The sequence below is a fragment of the Streptomyces sp. NPDC096048 genome, assembly GCF_044763415.1.
Lineage (GTDB): Bacteria > Actinomycetota > Actinomycetes > Streptomycetales > Streptomycetaceae > Streptomyces.
Window position 1 is genome coordinate 274911 of record NZ_JBIWGG010000001.1, and the last position, 17159, is coordinate 292069.

The following is a 17159-nucleotide window of genomic DNA, read 5'->3' on the forward strand; positions in this document are numbered from 1 at the left end:
GAAGAGGAGCGGTGTACGTGAGCGAGAGCAACGCGGAGGCCGTCGTGTCGGCCGTCGCCTCCGCCACGGAAGCGGCCACCGAGGTCGCCGCCGGCGGCTGGCGCCGGGCGACCGGCATCGCCGGTGTCGCGATAGGCGTGGTCGCGGCGGGCGCCGCGGCCGGCGTGGCGATAGAACGGCTCACCGTCGGCCGCGGGATGCGCCAGAAGGCACGGCTCGCCCTCGACTCGACGGGCCCCTACGGCGGGCTGCGCGGCACCCCCGGCAAGGCGTACGCCGACGACGGCACGGAGCTGTACTACGAGGTCGACGACGTCGATCCGGAGACGGAGTCCGCGCTCACGCGGCGGCGTCGGCGGCTGTTCGGCCGTAAGGCGCCCGCCCCCGTGACCGTCGTCTTCAGCCACGGCTACTGCCTCAACCAGGACTCCTGGCACTTCCAGCGGGCGGCCCTCAGGGGCGTCGTCCGCACCGTGCACTGGGACCAGCGCAGCCACGGCCGTTCCGGGCGGGGCGTGTCCCAGGTGCGGGACGACGGGCCGGTCACCATCGACGAGCTGGGCCGCGACCTGAAGGCCGTCATCGACGCGGCCGTGCCCGACGGCCCGATCGTGCTGGTCGGCCACTCCATGGGCGGCATGACCCTGATGGCGCTGGCCGACGCGTTCCCCGAACTGATCCGCGACCGGGTCGTCGGCGTCGCCCTCGTCGGCACCTCCTCCGGCCGCCTCGGCGAGGTCAACTTCGGGCTGCCCGTGGCCGGGGTCAACGCGGTCCGGCGGGTGCTGCCCGGTGTGCTCAAGGCGCTGGGGCAGCGGGCCGACCTGGTGGAGAAGGGGCGGCGGGCGACGGCGGACCTGTTCGCCGGGATCATCAAGCGGTACTCGTTCGCGACCCGGGACGTCGACCCGGCCGTGGCCCGGTTCGCCGAGCGGATGATCGAGTCGACGCCGATCGACGTGGTCGCCGAGTACTACCCGGCCTTCAACGACCACGACAAGACCGCGGCCCTCGCCCACTTCGCCGGCCTGCCGGTCCTGGTGCTGGCCGGGGTGCGGGACCTGGTCACGCCCAGCGAGCACAGCGAGGCGATCGCCGACCTGCTGCCGGACGCGGAACTGGTGCTGGTCCCCGACGCCGGGCACCTGGTGATGCTGGAGCACCCGGAGCTGGTCACCGACCGCCTCGCCGACCTGCTCGCCCGCGCGGGCGCGGTGCCGGCAGCCGCTACCGTTGATGGCTATGGAAGCACCAGCAGCACCGCAGGGCCCGGCTGAGCCCGCCGAGCCCGCGCCCGACGTCGAGATCACCGTCACCTCTCCCGAGCAGATGCGGGAACTGGGCCGCAGGCTCGCCAAAGTGCTGCGCGCCGGGGACCTGCTGATGCTCAGCGGGGAGCTGGGCGCGGGCAAGACGACGCTGACCCGGGGGCTCGGCGAGGGCATGGGCGTCCGCGGCGCCGTCACCTCCCCGACCTTCGTGATCGCGCGCGTGCACCCCTCCCTCGGCGACGGTCCGCCGCTCGTCCACGTCGACGCCTACCGGCTGTCCGGCGGACTGGACGAGATGGAGGACCTCGACCTCGACGTCTCCCTGTCCGACTCGGTGATCGTCGTCGAGTGGGGGGAGGGCAAGGTCGAGGAGCTGACCGACGAACGGTTGCTGCTCCGGATCCACCGTGCCGTGGGCGACACCACCGACGAGGTGCGGCACGTGACGCTGACGGGCATCGGCGAGCGGTGGGCAGCGGCCGACCTGAGCGTGCTCGCGGTCTGAGCCGACGCGCCTCGCGCGAGCCGGCGCCTTTTCCCGAACGGCGCCTTTTCCCGAACGGCGCCTTTTCCCGAACGGCGCCCGTGTCCGAGCCGACGCCCCCGGCCCGAGCCGACGCTCCTCGTCCGGGGGACGTTCCGACAAGACGTCGGGAAGATGTTGCTTTCGGGGTCCGGCGCGTGGTCACATGGTATCCAGCTCGTAGTTAGGCATGCCTAACTACGCCCGCCCCCGACCTTCAGGAGGCGTCCATGCCGGAGACCGAGCCGCAGCAGCCGCGGCAGCAGGCCGCGCGGCGGCCGCAGTCGCCCGCGCTCACCGGGGTGTCCATGCACGACCTGCTCGCGTCCTGCGCCGCCGCGGCGGCGGTCTCGACGCCGCCGCGCGCGCCCGAGCCGGCGACGTGCCACCCCGTCCGTGAGCACCGCGAGGCCGCCTGACCGCACGGCCGCGGCACTCCGTCAGGGAACGACGACGACCCGCTGCCCGATCGTCGCGAACCGCCACATCGCGTCGCCGTCCGCGCGCGTCTCCCGGATGCCGCCGGTGCGCTCGCCCGCGTCGGGCTTCGCCATCGAGCCGTCCACCGCCGCGCTGAACCCGATGACCACGCCCTCGACGCTGGTGAAGCGCACGACGTGCTCGACCGGGATGCCGTCGGACCCGGTGACCCGGTTCGAGCGGGACGTGACCACGTAGGTGCCCGGCGCCGGGTCGACGGTGCTGGGCGTGACCTTGAACGTGCGCCCGACCTTGTTGCCCGCGTCGACCAGCCACACCCGGTCGTCGTCCACCGAGTACACCACCCGTTCACCCCTTCCGGAGCCCGCGGGAAGCGCGTTCGGATGCCGCCGGTCGCGGGGGGCCTTGGAGGCGCCGGGGGCGGGCGGGCCGCTCGCGTGGGTGCGGCCGAGATCGGCCGGGACACTGACCGACGCCTGGTGGCCGAGGAAGCCGATGGCGGCGAGGGCCGCCGCGGTGAGGCCGGTGACGAGACCGGCACTGCTGCTTGCCACTGGCGACCACCTCGTCGTCGTACGTCGTGCGTCCTTTCCCGGCGACCGTAGCAGTCCGTGACCGTATGGATGCGGTGCGCGACACGGAGTGACCTCGGGCCCGCCGACCGGGCGTCCGACACGGGCCCCGCGGCGCCGTAGGCTGTTTGCGTGCTCTTGCTCGCTCTGGATACCGCCACGCCCGCCGTGACCGTCGCGCTGCACGACGGTACGGACGTCATCGCCTCGTCGAGCCAGGTGGACGCACGCCGGCACGGTGAGCTGCTGCTGCCCGCCGTCGACCGGGTGCTCGCCGAGGCCGGCCTGGGCCTCGACGCCGTCACCGGCATCGTCGCCGGGATCGGCCCCGGCCCGTACACGGGGCTGCGCGTCGGCCTGATGACCGCGGAGACCTTCGGACTCGCGCTCGATGTGCCCGTGCACGGCGTGTGCACGCTGGACGGCCTCGCCTGGGCCGCCGGCCTGGAGGGTCCCTTCGTGGTGGCGACCGACGCCCGCCGCAAGGAGGTCTACTGGGCCCGGTACGCCGACTCCCGCACCCGTCTCACCGACCCGGCGGTGGACCGTCCCGCCGATATCGCCGAGCGGGTCGAGGGCCTGCCCGCGGTCGGCGCGGGCGCGCTGCTGTACCCGGACACCTTCCCGAAGGCGCACGAGCCCGAGCACGTGTCCGCCTCCGCCCTCGCGTGCCTGGCCGCCGAGAAGCTCGCGGCGGGCGAGGAACTGCCCGCGCCCCGGCCCCTGTACCTGCGCAGGCCCGACGCCCAGGTCCCCAAGAACTACAAGGTGGTCACCCCGAAGTGACCGAAGCGACCGAGCCCGTGACCTCGCCCGTCCACGCCGAACTGCGCGAGATGCGCTGGTGGGACATCGACCCCGTGCTCCGGATGGAACGGGAGCTGTTCCCGGAGGACGCCTGGTCGCGGGGGATGTTCTGGTCCGAGCTGGCCCACGCGCGCGGCCCCGGGGCGACCCGGCGGTACCTGGTCGCCGAGAAGGACGGCCGGGTCGTCGGCTACGCGGGCCTCGTCACCTCCGGGGAACAGGCCGACGTGCAGACCATCGCCGTCGCCCGCGACCACTGGGGCACCGGTCTCGGCGGTCGACTGCTGACCGAACTGCTGCGGGCGGCGACCGCCTTCGAGTGCGCCGAGGTGCTGCTGGAGTGCCGGGTGGACAACACCCGCGCCCAACGGCTGTACGAGCGCTTCGGCTTCGAGCCCATCGGCTTCAGACGCGGCTACTACCAGCCGGGGAACGTGGACGCCCTGGTGATGCGCCTGACCGACCCCTCCACCTCCGTACCGGGAACCGAACGAGGAACCGACAACCATGCCTGACGAACCGCTGGTCCTGGGGATCGAGACATCCTGCGACGAGACCGGTGTCGGTGTCGTCCGGGGCACCACCCTGCTGGCCGACGCCGTCGCGTCCAGCGTCGACGAGCACGCCCGCTTCGGCGGCGTCGTGCCGGAGGTGGCGAGCCGCGCCCACCTGGAGGCGATGGTCCCCACCATCGACCGCGCCCTGAAGGAGGCGGGGGTGAGCGCCCGCGACCTCGACGGCATCGCCGTCACCGCGGGCCCCGGCCTCGCCGGCGCCCTGCTGGTCGGCGTCTCGGCGGCGAAGGCGTACGCCTACGCCCTCGGCAAGCCCCTGTACGGCGTCAACCACCTCGCCTCGCACATCTGCGTCGACCAACTGGAGCACGGCGCGCTGCCCGAGCCGACGATGGCGCTGCTGGTCTCCGGCGGACACTCCTCGCTGCTGCTGTCGACGGACATCACCTCAGACGTCCGGCCGATGGGCGCCACCATCGACGACGCGGCCGGCGAGGCCTTCGACAAGATCGCGCGTGTGCTGAACCTGGGCTTCCCCGGCGGCCCGGTCATCGACCGCTACGCGCGCGAGGGCGACCCGAACGCGATCGCCTTCCCGCGCGGACTGACCGGCCCGCGCGACCCGGCGTACGACTTCTCCTTCTCCGGGCTGAAGACGGCCGTGGCCCGCTGGATCGAGGCCAAGCGGGCGGCGGGGGAGGAGGTGCCGGTGCGCGACGTGTCGGCGTCCTTCCAGGAGGCGGTCGTGGACGTGCTGACCCGCAAGGCGGTGCGGGCCTGCAAGGACCAGGGCGTGGATCACCTGATGATCGGTGGCGGCGTGGCCGCCAACTCCCGGCTGCGGGTCCTGGCCCAGGAGCGCTGCGAGGCGGCCGGCATCCGGCTGCGCGTGCCGCGGCCCAAGCTGTGCACGGACAACGGGGCGATGGTCGCGGCGCTCGGCGCGGAGATGGTCGCCCGGGGCCGGGCCGCCTCCGACTGGGACCTGTCGGCCGACTCCTCCCTGCCGGTGACGGAACCGCACGTGCCGGGAGAGGGACACGCGCACGCTCACGACCACGACCACGTCCACGAGGTCAGCAAGGAGAACCTGTACTCGTGACCGTCGCGCTGATGTGGGAGGCGCGGGCCGTGCCCGGCCGGGGCGGGGAGCTGCTGGCCTGGGCACGGGCACAGCCGCTCGACGGCACCCCGCTGCGCAGGGAGGTCCTGCGTGCCCCGCGGGACCGGGTCCTCGTCATCACGTGGTGGGACGCCGGCTACGACGCCGAACTGCCGGAACTCCCCGAGCCGGACGGGGACCTGGTCACGCGGGCGGTCCACCGGTGGCGTTTCGAGTCGGTGGCCGTTCACTGACCGGGGAGGTCGCGAGTCCCACGTTCCCCGTCGTGGACGTCCGCCACAGCAGCAGGCCCGTCCGACGCTCCCAGACGGCGATGACCACGGCCCGCAGACCCCAGTCGACCACCCACGCCAGGGGCAGTACGGCGAACCACGGCTCCCACACCAACGCCGGCACCAGCGAGGACAGGGCGAGCACCGGGAAGAGCCCCGGCAGGAACAGGCGCCGGCGCAGGGGCACGCCCGGCGGCGGCTCCACGTCGTCCGCGAGCGGGGCGGCCCCGCGGAACCGCCGTACCTTCAGAAACAGCTCTCCGACCGCCCACAGCGCCAGGAAGCCGAGCAGCGCCCAGAGGAACCTCCGGGTGTCCCAGCCGGGAAGCGGCGGGATCCCGTGCACGGCACCCGTCACCACCACGCAGACGGCCGCGGCGGCCAGCGCCGTTCCGGTGGATCTGGTCTCGTGGTACAGCTTTCGGTCCACCGCGCCCCCGTACGTCCGCGCCCCCGCGCCCCCGTCGCGGCGGCCCCGGGCCACCGACGTCACCGGCAAACCGTAGTTCCGGGGCGCGGGGGGCGACCCCCAGGCCGTCTGAACGCCCGGTGAACGCCTGGAAGAAGATCGCCTACGGCAGCCGAGGCCGAATGTTTCGGCGATCGACGCGAACGATCCGAGAGCCCGCAGCTCACCGAGGACTGCGTCAAGAAGGCCCACAGGGATACGATCGCCGCCATGACAACCCCGCAGCCCGCTGAAACCCGGACGCAAAGGCGGTCCGCGCAGACCGCGACCCTCGCCGAGATCGCGCGTGAGGCCGGTGTGTCGGCGCCGACTGTTTCGAAGGTCCTCAACGGCCGCGCCGACGTCGCCCCCGCGACCCGGGCCCGTGTGGAGGAGCTGCTGCGCACCCACGGCTACCGGCGGCGGCGGGCCGAGGCGAGCCGCTCCCCTCTCATCGACCTGGTCTTCCACGAGCTGGAAAGCGCCTGGGCGATGGAGGTCATCCGGGGCGTGGAGAACGTGGCGCGGGACGCGGGGCTCAGCGTCGTCCTCTCCGAGAGCGCGGGGCGCCTCACGCCCGGCCGGACCTGGGCCGACCAGGTCGCCGCCCGCCGTCCGCACGGCGTGATCCTCGTCCTGTCCGGCCTCGACGAGTCCCAGCGGGCCCTGCTCACCAGCCGCTCCATCCCGTTCGTGGTGATGGACCCGGCCGGTGACCCGGGCGCCGACGTGCCGTCCATCGGCGCCACCAACTGGCAGGGCGGGCTCGCCGCCACCCGGCACCTGGTCGACCTCGGCCACACCCGCATCGGCGCGATCAGCGGACCCACCCGGATGATGTGCAGCCGCGCCCGCGTCGACGGCTACCGGGCCGCCCTGGAGACGGCCGGGCTGCCCGTCGACCCCGATCTCGTCGTGACCGGCGACTTCCACCACGAGGCCGGCTACCGGCAGGGCCTGGAACTGCTGCGCCGCCCCGACCGGCCGACCGCCGTCTTCGCCGGCAACGACCTCCAGGCGCTCGGGCTGTACGAGGCCGCGCGCGAGCTGGGGCTGCGCATCCCGCAGGACCTGAGCGTGGTCGGGTTCGACGACCTGCCGGTGGCCCGTTGGGTGGGGCCGCCGCTGACGACCGTACGGCAGCCGCTCATGGAGATGGCCGAGGCGGCGGCCCGGCTGGTCCTGGACCTGGGGCGGGACGACGGGTCCGCGGCGGCGACCCGGGTGGAGCTGGCCACGAGCCTGGAGGTGCGCAGCAGTACGGGGGCGCCGCCGGCCGTCTGACCTCCGTCACTCGCCGCCTCCCGCGAAACGTTCGACGGTCATCCGAAGTCTGAGAATTTCCGCAGAATCACGGCCCGCACGGTCCGCTCCCGATAATTCGGACTTATGTTCCTTCTGATGGGGCACTCGGGTGGGGACGCGAACGGGACCGGCACGGGCGGGGGCGGACGCATGGCTGCGCGGGGTGGGCGGGTCGGGCGCGCGAAGGGGCTGAGGGCGGCAGGCTTCGCCCTGGTCGGCGCCCTGTTGCTCGGGGTCGCCGCGGCGGGCTGGGCCTACTGGCACCTGAACGGCAACATCAAGAGCGTCGACATCAACGGCGCGCTCGGCGACGACCGCCCCGCGAAGCCGGTCACGGCCCCCTCCGCCGGGCCGTCGGCGTCGCCCGTGCCCACCGGATCCCTGAACGTCCTGGTCCTCGGCTCGGACTCGCGCAGCGGCGAGGAGAACCAGGAGCTAGGCGGCGGCGACAGCGAGGGCGCCCGTTCGGACACCGCGATGGTCGTCCACCTCGACGCGGGCCGGACCGCCGCCACCGTCGTGAGCATCCCGCGTGACACGCTCGTCACCCGCCCGTCCTGCCCGCTGCCGTCCGGCGGTGAGTCCCGGGAAGCGAGCGGCGCGATGTTCAACACCGCCTACGCCCTGGGCGGTCCGGTCTGCGCGGTCAAGACCGTCGAGTCGATGACCGGCGTCCGCATGGACCACTACATCGAGATCGACTTCTCCGGCTTCGCCAAGCTGGTCGACGCGCTCGGCGGCGTGACCGTCACCACCGACGTCGACATCGACGACGACAAGAGCCACCTGCACCTGGACGCCGGCACCCACCACCTCGACGGCACCGAGGCCCTCGGTCTGGCCCGCACCCGGTACGGACTCCAGGGTGGCAGCGACCTCGCCCGCATAGAGCTCCAGCAGAAGCTGGTGAAGGCCCTGCTGGAGCAGATCTCCGCCACCGCACTGCTCACCGACCCCCCGCGCCTCTACCAGGTCGCCGACGCGGTCACCGGCAGCCTCACCACCGACACCGGCCTGGACTCGCTGGGCGAGCTGATGAGCCTCGGCCGCAGCCTCGGGGGCCTGTCGGCGGACGACGTACGCACGGTGACGATGCCCGTCGTACCGGCGCCCTGGGACACCAACCGGGTGGTGGCCGAGGAGCCGGACGCCGGTGACCTGTGGGAATCGCTGCGCTGAGGCGGCGCCGAAAAAAGTACCGGGAAATCCCGGGAGGCGTGTCGATCCGCCCCCCGCCCGTTCGACGCACGGGGTGAGAGGCCGGGAAGGACCCGGCCCCGACCACCCCGAGGAGTCACCATGCCCCGCTACCTCTCGCTGATCCGGATCGAGGAGAACGACGCCCTCTCCGGCGGTCCCAGCCCCGAGCTGGTCCAGCGCATGGAGCAGCTGATGGAGGAGATGACGAAGGCCGGCGTCCTGCTCGACACCGCCGGGCTCGCCCCGACGGCCCAGGGCACCCGCGTCCACTACGAGGGCGGGCAGCTGTCCGTCACCGACGGGCCCTTCACCGAGTCCAAGGAGGTCGTCGGCGGCTACTCGCTCCTCCAGGCCAAGGACAAGGCCGAGGCGATCGAGTGGACCAAGCGGTTCCTGAAGGCGCACGAGGAGTACTGGACGGTCACCTGCGAGGTGCGGGAACTCATGGAGGGCTGACCGGAGTTTCGCCCCGCGGGCCCGAGGGTGTTGCATGGTGGGCTGTGGAACCACAGCCCACCGAAGCCCTGGAGACCGTCTTCCGCCTGGAGTCGCCCCGGGTCATCGCCGGCGTCGCCCGCCTGGTCCGGGACGTCGGCATCGCCGAGGAACTCACGCAGGACGCCCTGGTCGCGGCCCTGGAACAGTGGCCCCGGGACGGCGTGCCCGACAATCCGGGCGCCTGGCTCATGGCCACCGCCCGGCACCGCGCCGTCGACCTGATCCGGCGTCGTGAGAACTACGCCCGCAAGCTGGCGGAGGTCGGCCGCGACCTGCCCGCGGCGGCCCCGCCGCCCGAGGAGCCCGCCGACCCGGAGGACATCGACGACGACCTGTTGCGGCTGGTCTTCACCGCCTGTCACCCGGTGCTGTCCGCCGAGGCCCGTATCGCCCTCACCCTGCGCCTGTTGGGTGGCCTCACCACCCCGGAGATCGCCCGCGCCTTCCTCGTCCCGGAACCGACGGTCGCACAGCGCATCGTGCGCGCCAAACGCACCCTGGCCACGAAGAACGTCGCCTTCGAGGTGCCCTACGGCCCGGACCGCGCCGCCCGCCTCGGCTCGGTCCTGGAGGTCATCTACCTGATCTTCAACGAGGGGTACGCGGCCACCGCGGGCGACGACTGGCTCCGCCCGGCCCTGTGCGAGGACGCCCTGCGCCTGGCCCGTGTGCTCTGCGCCCTGATGCCGAAGGAACCGGAGGTCCACGGCCTGACCGCCCTGCTGGAGCTCCAGGCGTCCCGCACCGCCGCCCGTACCGGCCCCGACGGCGCGCCGGTGCTCCTCAAGGACCAGAACCGCCGCCGCTGGAACCGCATGCTCATCACCCGCGGCATCACCGCCCTCGACCGCGCCCGCACCACCAGCTCCGGCGCGCCGGGCCCGTACGTTCTCCAGGCCGCGATCGCCGCCTGCCACGCGACGGCGTACACGTACGAGGAGACCGACTGGCCGCGCATCGCCACGCTCTACGGCCTGCTCGCGGCCCGCGCCCCGTCCCCGGTCGTCGAACTCAACCGCGCGGTCGCCGTGTCGATGGCCGAGGGCCCCGCCCCGGCACTCACCCTCGTCGACGCCCTCGCCGCCGAACCCGCCCTGCGCGACTACCACCTGCTCCCCAGCGTCCGCGGCGACCTCCTGCTCCGCCTGGGCCGCGCGGCGGAGGCGCGGGCGGAGTTCGAACGCGCGGCGTCCCTGGCCCGCAACGAACGCGAACGCGAGCTGCTGAAGCGCCGGGCGCGGGAGACGGACACCGCTTAGCGGACGGGGTGCCCGATCAGCATCGTCGGCGCCCCGGCGACCCGGGTCATGAACACCGTCGCCGCGTTCGGCCCCTGCGGCTTGACCTTCCTGCGCAGCTCCTCCGGCTCGACCGCCGAGCCCCGCTTCTTCACCGTCAGCGTGCCGACCTCGCGCTCCCGCAGCAGCGCCTTCAGCTTCTTGACGTTGAAGGGCATCCGGTCGGTGATCTCGTACGCCGTGGCGTACGGCGTCGGCGCCAGCTCGTCCGCGGTGACGTACGCGATGGTCGCGTCGAGCAGCCCCCCGCCGACCCGTTCGGCGACCTCGGCGACCAGATGGGCGCGGATGACGGCGCCGTCCGGCTCGTACAGGTACCGGCCGGGCGTGCGGACCTCCGGGTCGGGCAGGCCGGTGCCGAGCAGGGTGCGGGGCCCCGGCAGCAGGGTGGCCCGCACCGCGCCCGGCGCGCCGCCGAACCACAGCACCGCCTCCTTCACGTCGCCGCCGTCGGAGATCCACTCCGCCTCGGCGTCGTCCGGCACCGCCTCGTGCGGGATGCCGGGCGCCACCTTCAGCGCGGCGGCGCGGGGGGCCGTACGGGCCGCCTCGACGGCCCAGGACAGCGGCGGTGAGTACGCCTCCGGATCGAAGATCCGGCCGCGTCCGCCCCGCCGCGCGGGATCGACGAACACGGCGTCGTACCCCCCGGTGTCGACCTCCGTGACATCCGCCTCGCGCACCTCGATCAGCTCACCCAGCCCCAGCGCCCCGGCGTTGGCACGGGCGGCGGCGGCCGTCGCCGGGTCCCGGTCCACGGCCAGCACCCGGATGCCCGCGCGGGCCAGTGCCACCGCGTCGCCCCCGATCCCGCAGCACAGGTCGGCGACCGAGGTCACGCCGAGGCCCTTGAGACGCTCCGCCCGGTACGCGGCCACGCTGGCCCGCGTCGACTGCTCGACCCCGTTGGACGTGAAGAACATCCGCCCCGCGTCCTCGGCCCCGAACTTCGCCACCGCCCGCTGCCGCAGCCGCGCCTGCCCGAGCGCGGCCGACACCAGCTCGGCGGGATGCGTGCGCCGCAGCCGGGTCGCGACCGCCAACTCCCGCGCGGGGTCGGTGTCGCGCACCTCGTCGAGGAGGGCGCGGCCCTCGGGGGTGAGCAGGGCGAGGAGGGCGTCGAGGTCGTTCACCGGAACATTGTGGGCCAGTCGGTGGATGGTCTGCCTCCGGCGCGGTGTCGGGCCGGGTTCGGCGGCCGGGGACTGCGAGGATCCGGCACCATGCGAGCAGTCGTACAAAATGACAAAAGTCGGGTGTCCCGGGTGTTCCGGGCGTCCTCCTCAGGGCTCCGGACACGCGGCGGTGTCGCCGCGCTCGCCGTCGCCGCCCTCGCCTCCGGCTGTGCGCAGGACGCCTCCGAGGTGCGGGGCGCCGCCGGCCGGCAGCCCCTCCAGGCGCCCCCGGCCCGGGCCCTGGACGCCTACGCGTCCAAGCTGCGCGCGGCCCAGGCCGCCCGGGTCGCCGCCGCCGAGCGCTGGAACCTGAGGAAGGTCCCGCTGACGGCCCCGCCGCCCCCCGCGAAGAAGCCGGAGATCAAGGCACGCAAGGGCTTCGAGGTGAGGGGCCAGAAGAACCTCCCGCCGGTCTTCACCTCGATCCCGACCAAGGAGAAGATCGTCTTCCTCACCATCGACGACGGCGCCGAGAAGGACCCGGCGTTCCTGCGGATGATGAGCGAGCTGAAGATCCCGTACACCGCCTTCCTCAGCGACTACCTGGCGAAGGAGGACTACGGCTACTTCAAGAAGATGCAGGACCGGGGCGTCACCCTCAACAACCACACCCTCCACCACCCCTACCTGCCCGGCCTGTCCTACGCCGAGCAGAAGCGCGAGATCTGCGGCATGCAGGACGTGATCGAGAAGCGCTACGGAAAGCGCCCGATCCTGTTCCGTCCGCCCTACGGCAACTACAACCGCGACACCCTGCGGGCGGCCAAGGCCTGCGGCATCGAGTACGCCCCGATCTGGAACGAGGAGGTCTTCGCCGACCACTGGGACTACCGCGAGTGGGACCGGGAGATCCACCCCGGCGACATCGTCCTCACCCACTTCCGGGGCGAGGACGACTGGGGCGGCACCATGCGCGACATGGTCCGCGAGTTCCTCGACAAGGTCACCGCCGAGGGATACGCCGTGGCCCGGCTGGAGGACTACCTGTGAGGCGCGGGCGGTTCCGGCCGGCCGGGGCCGCCCTGGCAGCCGTACTGCTCACCGGCTGCGCCCAGTTCGCCGGCCCCGCGCAGCAGCCGGCGGCCGGAGAGCCCGCCCAGGGCAGCGACCGCGGGCAGAACCTGCCGCCCGTCGTGGACCACGTCCGCACCACGGACCGGGTCGTCTTCCTCACCTTCGACGACAGCGCCGAGCGGGACCCGGGCTTCGCCGGCCTGGTCCGCGAGCGGCGGCTCCCCGTCACCCTGTTCCTCACCGACACCGTCGCCGGACCCGCCTACGGCCACTTCGCCCGGCTCCGCTCGGTCGGCGCGAGCCTGCAGAACCACACTCTCGACCACCGCTCCCTGCGCGGTCTGCCCTACGCGGGCCAGCGCGCCGAGATCTGCGGCCAGCAGACCAAGCTCAGGTCCCGCTTCGGCGTCCGCCCCCACCTCTTCCGCCCGCCCTACGGCACGTACGACACCACGACCCTGCGCGCCGCAGCCGACTGCGGTATCGCGGCGGTCGTCCTGTGGCGGGCGGCCCTGAACGCCGACGGCGACCTGACCTACACCCGCGGCGAGCACCGTCTCCACCCCGGCGACGTCGTGTCCGTCGCCCCGGACCACCCGACGGGCCCGGGCCTGAGCGCCCGCACGGAACGTTTGCTGGCGGAGATCGAGGAGCAGGGGCTGAGGGTGGGGCGCCTGGGGGACTACCTCTGAGAGTGGGGCGCCCGGGGGACTACCTCTGACTTCCTGGCGCCCGGGGCGGCCTGCCCCGGGCCCCCGCTTTCGCCGAAATATCCCCGACGCGCCGTCGGCATTGGCACTCCGCTTGACCGAGTGCTAATCGCGGTCATAGTCTCGGACCTGGCACTCCCCACTGGAGAGTGCCAACTACGCGACGGGCAGGTCCGGCACCCGCGACGACGGATCCACCTGGTCGCCACCTCAGACAGTTAACCCCGTGAGATCTCCGAAGGGGGAGGTCGGATCGTGACGACCACCAGCTCCAAGGTTGCCATCAAGCCGCTCGAGGACCGCATTGTGGTCCAGCCGCTCGACGCCGAGCAGACCACGGCTTCGGGCCTGGTCATTCCGGACACCGCCAAGGAGAAGCCCCAGGAGGGCGTCGTCCTGGCCGTGGGCCCGGGCCGCTTCGAGGACGGCAACCGTCTTCCGCTCGACGTCAGCGTCGGCGACGTCGTGCTCTACAGCAAGTACGGCGGCACCGAGGTGAAGTACAACGGCGAGGAGTACCTCGTCCTCTCGGCCCGCGACGTGCTCGCGATCGTCGAGAAGTAGTTCACCGAAGCACCTTGCTTTCCAGCTGCGCCCCTGGCTCCCGCGTCCATAAAAAGCCGGGCGTCGGGGGCGCAGTGCCGTATAACCCCAAAATTTCCGGAAGAGGGCTCACGCTCCCATGGCGAAGATCCTGAAGTTCGACGAGGACGCCCGTCGCGCCCTCGAGCGCGGCGTCAACAAGCTCGCCGACACCGTGAAGGTGACGATCGGCCCCAAGGGCCGCAACGTCGTCATCGACAAGAAGTTCGGCGCCCCGACCATCACCAACGACGGTGTCACGATCGCCCGCGAGGTCGAGATCGAGGACCCGTACGAGAACCTCGGCGCCCAGCTGGTGAAGGAGGTGGCGACCAAGACCAACGACATCGCGGGTGACGGTACGACCACCGCCACCGTGCTGGCCCAGGCGCTGGTCCGCGAGGGCCTGCGCAACGTGGCCGCCGGTGCCTCCCCGGCGCTGCTGAAGAAGGGCATCGACGCGGCCGTCGCCGCCGTGTCCGAGGACCTCCTCGCCACCGCCCGCCCGATCGACGAGAAGTCCGACATCGCCGCCGTGGCCGCGCTGTCCGCCCAGGACCAGCAGGTCGGCGAGCTGATCGCCGAGGCGATGGACAAGGTCGGCAAGGACGGTGTCATCACCGTCGAGGAGTCCAACACCTTCGGTCTGGAGCTGGACTTCACCGAGGGCATGGCCTTCGACAAGGGCTACCTGTCGCCGTACTTCGTGACGGACCAGGAGCGCATGGAGGCCGTCCTCGAGGACCCGTACATCCTCATCAACCAGGGCAAGATCTCCTCCATCGCGGACCTGCTGCCGCTGCTGGAGAAGGTCATCCAGGCGGGCGCCTCGAAGCCGCTGCTGATCATCGCCGAGGACCTGGAGGGCGAGGCGCTCTCCACCCTCGTCGTCAACAAGATCCGCGGCACCTTCAACGCGGTGGCCGTCAAGGCCCCCGGCTTCGGCGACCGCCGCAAGGCGATGCTGCAGGACATGGCGGTCCTCACCGGCGCCACGGTCATCTCCGAGGAGGTCGGCCTCAAGCTCGACCAGGTCGGCCTCGAGGTGCTCGGCACCGCCCGCCGCATCACCGTCACCAAGGACGACACCACGATCGTCGACGGTGCCGGCAAGCGCGACGAGGTCCAGGGCCGCATCGCCCAGATCAAGGCCGAGATCGAGAACACGGACTCCGACTGGGACCGCGAGAAGCTCCAGGAGCGCCTCGCGAAGCTGGCCGGCGGCGTGTGCGTGATCAAGGTCGGCGCCGCCACCGAGGTGGAGCTGAAGGAGCGCAAGCACCGTCTGGAGGACGCCATCTCCGCGACCCGCGCCGCGGTCGAGGAGGGCATCGTCTCCGGTGGTGGCTCCGCGCTGGTCCACGCCGTCAAGGTCCTCGAGGGCAACCTCGGCAAGACCGGCGACGAGGCCACCGGTGTCGCGGTCGTCCGCCGCGCCGCCGTCGAGCCGCTGCGCTGGATCGCCGAGAACGCCGGCCTGGAGGGCTACGTCATCACCTCCAAGGTCGCCGAGCTCGACAAGGGCCAGGGCTTCAACGCCGCCACCGGCGAGTACGGCGACCTGGTCAAGGCCGGCGTCATCGACCCGGTGAAGGTCACCCGCTCCGCCCTGGAGAACGCCGCCTCCATCGCCTCCCTCCTCCTGACGACCGAGACCCTGGTCGTCGAGAAGAAGGAAGAGGAAGAGCCGGCCGCCGCGGGCCACGGCCACGGGCACGCCCACTAGGCGTTGCTGAGCTGAGCTGAACGGTGCCCGGTCCCCTGCGGGGGCTGGGCACCGTTTCTCGTTGCCGGGTGCGCGTCTGCCCGTCGGTCCGGTGCCGGGCGCGGCGCCGTGGGGCTGGTCGCGCAGTTCCCCGCGCCCCTTCGGGGCGCGCTCTCACCGCGGCCCGTACTTCCGCCCCGTCCGGGAGGTGAGTCCGCCCAGCATCCCCCTCGGTACCAGCTTCGCCGCGCCCATCAGGGTCTTGTAGCGGGGGTCGGGGATGGAGAGGGTCTTGCCGCGGGAGAGGTCGGTCAGGGCCGCTGCGGCGACCTTGTCCGCGTCCAGCCACATCCAGCCCGGGATGTTGTCCGTGCCCATGCCGGCGCGCTCGTGGAACTCCGTGCGCACGAAGCCGGGGCACAGGGCCATCAGGCGTACGCCGCTGCCGGCCAGGTCCTTCGCCACGCCCTGGGTGAACTGCACGACCCACGCCTTGGAGGCGCCGTAGGTGCCGCGCGGGACGAAGGCCGCTACCGAGGCCACGTTGACCACGCCGCCGCGGCCCCGGTCCCGCATCGACTCCGTCGCCGCCGAGGTCAGCCGGAGCACCGCCTCGCAGTGCACCTTGAGCATCGTCAGCTCGTCGGCCATGGAGACGTCGAGGAAGCGGCCCTTGTTGCCGAAGCCGGCGTTGTTGATCAGCAGGTCGACGGGGCTCCGGCGCTCACCGAGCCGGGCGGCCACCGCCTCGATGCCGGCGTCCGCGGACAGGTCGGCCGTCAGGACCTCCGCCTCGATTCCGTGCCGGTCGTGCAGTTCGGTCGCCTGCTCGCGCAGCCGCTTGGTGTCGCGGGCCACCAGCACCAGGTTGTGTCCGTCGGCCGCCAGCCGCCGCGCGAACGCGGCGCCGATGCCCGCCGTCGATCCCGTAATCAATGCCGTTGTCATGGCGCAAGGTTATGGGCCCGGACCGAGCAGGTCCGTCCGGCTCAGGCGCCGTACGTCTCCGCGTATTTCCGTGCGGCCGCCAGCGACTCGGGGTGCAGCGCCTCGCCCGCCGCGAGCAGCCGGGGCAGCAGCTCCCGCTCCCTCGTCACCGCCCGGAACTGCAACGCCACCGTCACCTCGTGGGCGGGCCGGTGCACGATCTCGACGGCGTCGCCCGCCCGTGCCCCACCGGGCTCGATCACCCGCAGGTACGCGCCCGGCGCGCCCTTCTCCGTGAAGCGCCGCACCCACCGCTTCTCACCCAGATGGCCCTGGAAGGTGCGGCACGGGATACGGCCGCTGGTGACCTCCAGCACCAGATCGGGACCGATCCGCCAGCGCTCGCCGATCAGGGCGCCGGAGACGTCCAGGCCCGTCGTCGTGAGGTTCTCGCCGAAGGAGCCGTTCGGCAGCGGGCGGCCCAGCTCGCGCTCCCAGTCGTCCATGTCCTCGCGCGCCATCGCGTACACGGCCTGGTCGTCGCCGCCGTGGTGCCGCATGTCGCAGACCGTGTCGCCGGCCAGTCCGCTCGCCCCGACGCCCTTCGGTCCGGGCGCGGCCACGCGTACAGTCCCGTCGGCCGGTCGCTTGTCGATGCCGGTGACGCCCTGGGGGTGGTCCGTGTACGGCGCGGCCGTCGCGCGGCCCAGGTTGACAGACAGAAGCTTCATGGCGGAACGGTAGGACAGGCCTCGTCAAAGCGTCGACGCGTT

20 protein-coding genes are annotated in these 17159 nt (G+C 72.7%); 15 read left to right on the forward strand and 5 right to left on the reverse strand.

The window, feature by feature from the left end; translation table 11 throughout:
- Positions 1-17: 17 nt before the first annotated feature.
- From ACIQ6R_RS01440 to ACIQ6R_RS01450, 3 genes are all read left to right on the forward strand, one after another.
- Positions 18-1277 (forward strand): alpha/beta fold hydrolase, encoded by a 1260-nt coding sequence (locus tag ACIQ6R_RS01440; RefSeq protein WP_404217975.1) that lies wholly within the window; start codon positions 18-20, stop codon positions 1275-1277.
- Positions 1243-1776, forward strand: coding sequence for a tRNA (adenosine(37)-N6)-threonylcarbamoyltransferase complex ATPase subunit type 1 TsaE (gene tsaE, locus ACIQ6R_RS01445; protein WP_404217977.1), 534 nt, complete (start codon positions 1243-1245; stop codon positions 1774-1776). Before ACIQ6R_RS01440 ends, tsaE begins: the two co-directional genes overlap by 35 nt.
- Positions 1777-2024: 248 nt before the next feature.
- Positions 2025-2213 (forward strand): hypothetical protein, encoded by a 189-nt coding sequence (locus ACIQ6R_RS01450; RefSeq protein WP_404217979.1) that lies wholly within the window; start codon positions 2025-2027, stop codon positions 2211-2213.
- A gap of 21 nt (positions 2214-2234) precedes the next feature.
- On the opposite strand, the gene ACIQ6R_RS01455 is transcribed toward ACIQ6R_RS01450, so the two are convergent.
- Positions 2235-2789, reverse strand: coding sequence for a hypothetical protein (locus ACIQ6R_RS01455; RefSeq protein WP_404169077.1), 555 nt, complete (start codon positions 2787-2789; stop codon positions 2235-2237).
- Between the two features lie 150 nt (positions 2790-2939).
- On the opposite strand from ACIQ6R_RS01455, the gene tsaB reads away from it, so the two are divergent.
- Genes tsaB through ACIQ6R_RS01475 form a run of 4 tightly spaced genes read left to right on the forward strand, consistent with a single transcriptional unit; the run spans position 2940 to position 5485 of the window.
- On the forward strand, positions 2940-3593 hold the full coding sequence (gene tsaB, locus ACIQ6R_RS01460; protein WP_404217982.1) for a tRNA (adenosine(37)-N6)-threonylcarbamoyltransferase complex dimerization subunit type 1 TsaB: 654 nt from the start codon (positions 2940-2942) through the stop codon (positions 3591-3593).
- A gap of 50 nt (positions 3594-3643) precedes the next feature.
- Positions 3644-4129, forward strand: a complete 486-nt coding sequence (rimI, locus tag ACIQ6R_RS01465) for a ribosomal protein S18-alanine N-acetyltransferase (RefSeq protein ID WP_404218647.1) — start codon at positions 3644-3646, stop codon at positions 4127-4129.
- Positions 4122-5231, forward strand: a complete 1110-nt coding sequence (gene tsaD / locus ACIQ6R_RS01470; RefSeq protein WP_404169083.1) for a tRNA (adenosine(37)-N6)-threonylcarbamoyltransferase complex transferase subunit TsaD — start codon at positions 4122-4124, stop codon at positions 5229-5231. Before rimI ends, tsaD begins: the two co-directional genes overlap by 8 nt.
- The gene (locus ACIQ6R_RS01475) at positions 5228-5485 is read left to right on the forward strand and encodes a hypothetical protein (RefSeq protein ID WP_404169086.1); all 258 of its coding nucleotides are present in this window, start codon (positions 5228-5230) and stop codon (positions 5483-5485) included. The genes tsaD and ACIQ6R_RS01475 overlap by 4 nt, the downstream gene beginning before the upstream one ends.
- Here ACIQ6R_RS01475 and ACIQ6R_RS01480 read toward each other — a convergent pair.
- Positions 5436-6017: a hypothetical protein gene (locus tag ACIQ6R_RS01480; protein WP_404217984.1), complete on the reverse strand. Its 582-nt coding sequence runs from the start codon at positions 6015-6017 to the stop codon at positions 5436-5438. The genes ACIQ6R_RS01475 and ACIQ6R_RS01480 overlap by 50 nt on opposite strands.
- A gap of 186 nt (positions 6018-6203) precedes the next feature.
- Between ACIQ6R_RS01480 and ACIQ6R_RS01485 the strand changes: the two genes are divergently transcribed.
- From ACIQ6R_RS01485 to ACIQ6R_RS01500, 4 genes are all read left to right on the forward strand, one after another.
- The gene (locus ACIQ6R_RS01485) at positions 6204-7256 is read left to right on the forward strand and encodes a LacI family DNA-binding transcriptional regulator (RefSeq protein WP_404169092.1); all 1053 of its coding nucleotides are present in this window, start codon (positions 6204-6206) and stop codon (positions 7254-7256) included.
- A gap of 171 nt (positions 7257-7427) precedes the next feature.
- Positions 7428-8456 carry an LCP family protein gene (locus ACIQ6R_RS01490; RefSeq protein ID WP_404217986.1) on the forward strand — a complete coding sequence of 343 codons (1029 nt, stop codon included), beginning with the start codon at positions 7428-7430 and terminating at the stop codon, positions 8454-8456.
- Between the two features lie 120 nt (positions 8457-8576).
- The gene (locus ACIQ6R_RS01495; RefSeq protein WP_404169098.1) at positions 8577-8933 is read left to right on the forward strand and encodes a YciI family protein; all 357 of its coding nucleotides are present in this window, start codon (positions 8577-8579) and stop codon (positions 8931-8933) included.
- 44 nt (positions 8934-8977) lie between these two features.
- Positions 8978-10234, forward strand: coding sequence for an RNA polymerase sigma factor (locus tag ACIQ6R_RS01500; protein WP_404217988.1), 1257 nt, complete (start codon positions 8978-8980; stop codon positions 10232-10234).
- Here the strand turns inward: ACIQ6R_RS01500 and ACIQ6R_RS01505 are convergent.
- Complete coding sequence (locus ACIQ6R_RS01505) at positions 10231-11406, reverse strand: methyltransferase domain-containing protein (RefSeq protein ID WP_404217990.1); 1176 nt, start codon at positions 11404-11406, stop codon at positions 10231-10233. The two genes, ACIQ6R_RS01500 and ACIQ6R_RS01505, sit on opposite strands and share 4 nt — an antisense overlap.
- Positions 11407-11496: 90 nt before the next feature.
- Here ACIQ6R_RS01505 and ACIQ6R_RS01510 point away from each other — a divergent pair, with 90 nt between their 5' ends.
- The 4 genes from ACIQ6R_RS01510 (at position 11497) to groL (ending at position 15480) form a co-directional block, all read left to right on the forward strand.
- Positions 11497-12438, forward strand: a complete 942-nt coding sequence (locus ACIQ6R_RS01510; RefSeq protein ID WP_404217992.1) for a polysaccharide deacetylase family protein — start codon at positions 11497-11499, stop codon at positions 12436-12438.
- On the forward strand, positions 12435-13154 hold the full coding sequence (locus tag ACIQ6R_RS01515) for a polysaccharide deacetylase family protein (RefSeq protein ID WP_404217994.1): 720 nt from the start codon (positions 12435-12437) through the stop codon (positions 13152-13154). The genes ACIQ6R_RS01510 and ACIQ6R_RS01515 overlap by 4 nt, the downstream gene beginning before the upstream one ends.
- Before the next feature lie 273 nt (positions 13155-13427).
- Positions 13428-13736: a co-chaperone GroES gene (gene groES, locus ACIQ6R_RS01520; protein ID WP_003974211.1), complete on the forward strand. Its 309-nt coding sequence runs from the start codon at positions 13428-13430 to the stop codon at positions 13734-13736.
- A gap of 118 nt (positions 13737-13854) precedes the next feature.
- Positions 13855-15480, forward strand: coding sequence for a chaperonin GroEL (gene groL / locus ACIQ6R_RS01525; RefSeq protein ID WP_404169112.1), 1626 nt, complete (start codon positions 13855-13857; stop codon positions 15478-15480).
- A 153-nt stretch (positions 15481-15633) separates the two neighbouring features.
- Here groL and ACIQ6R_RS01530 read toward each other — a convergent pair whose 3' ends face one another.
- Positions 15634-16407 carry an SDR family NAD(P)-dependent oxidoreductase gene (locus ACIQ6R_RS01530; RefSeq protein WP_404217996.1) on the reverse strand — a complete coding sequence of 258 codons (774 nt, stop codon included), beginning with the start codon at positions 16405-16407 and terminating at the stop codon, positions 15634-15636.
- Between the two features lie 41 nt (positions 16408-16448).
- Positions 16449-17117 carry an MOSC domain-containing protein gene (locus tag ACIQ6R_RS01535; RefSeq protein WP_404217998.1) on the reverse strand — a complete coding sequence of 223 codons (669 nt, stop codon included), beginning with the start codon at positions 17115-17117 and terminating at the stop codon, positions 16449-16451.
- Positions 17118-17159 lie beyond the last annotated feature (42 nt).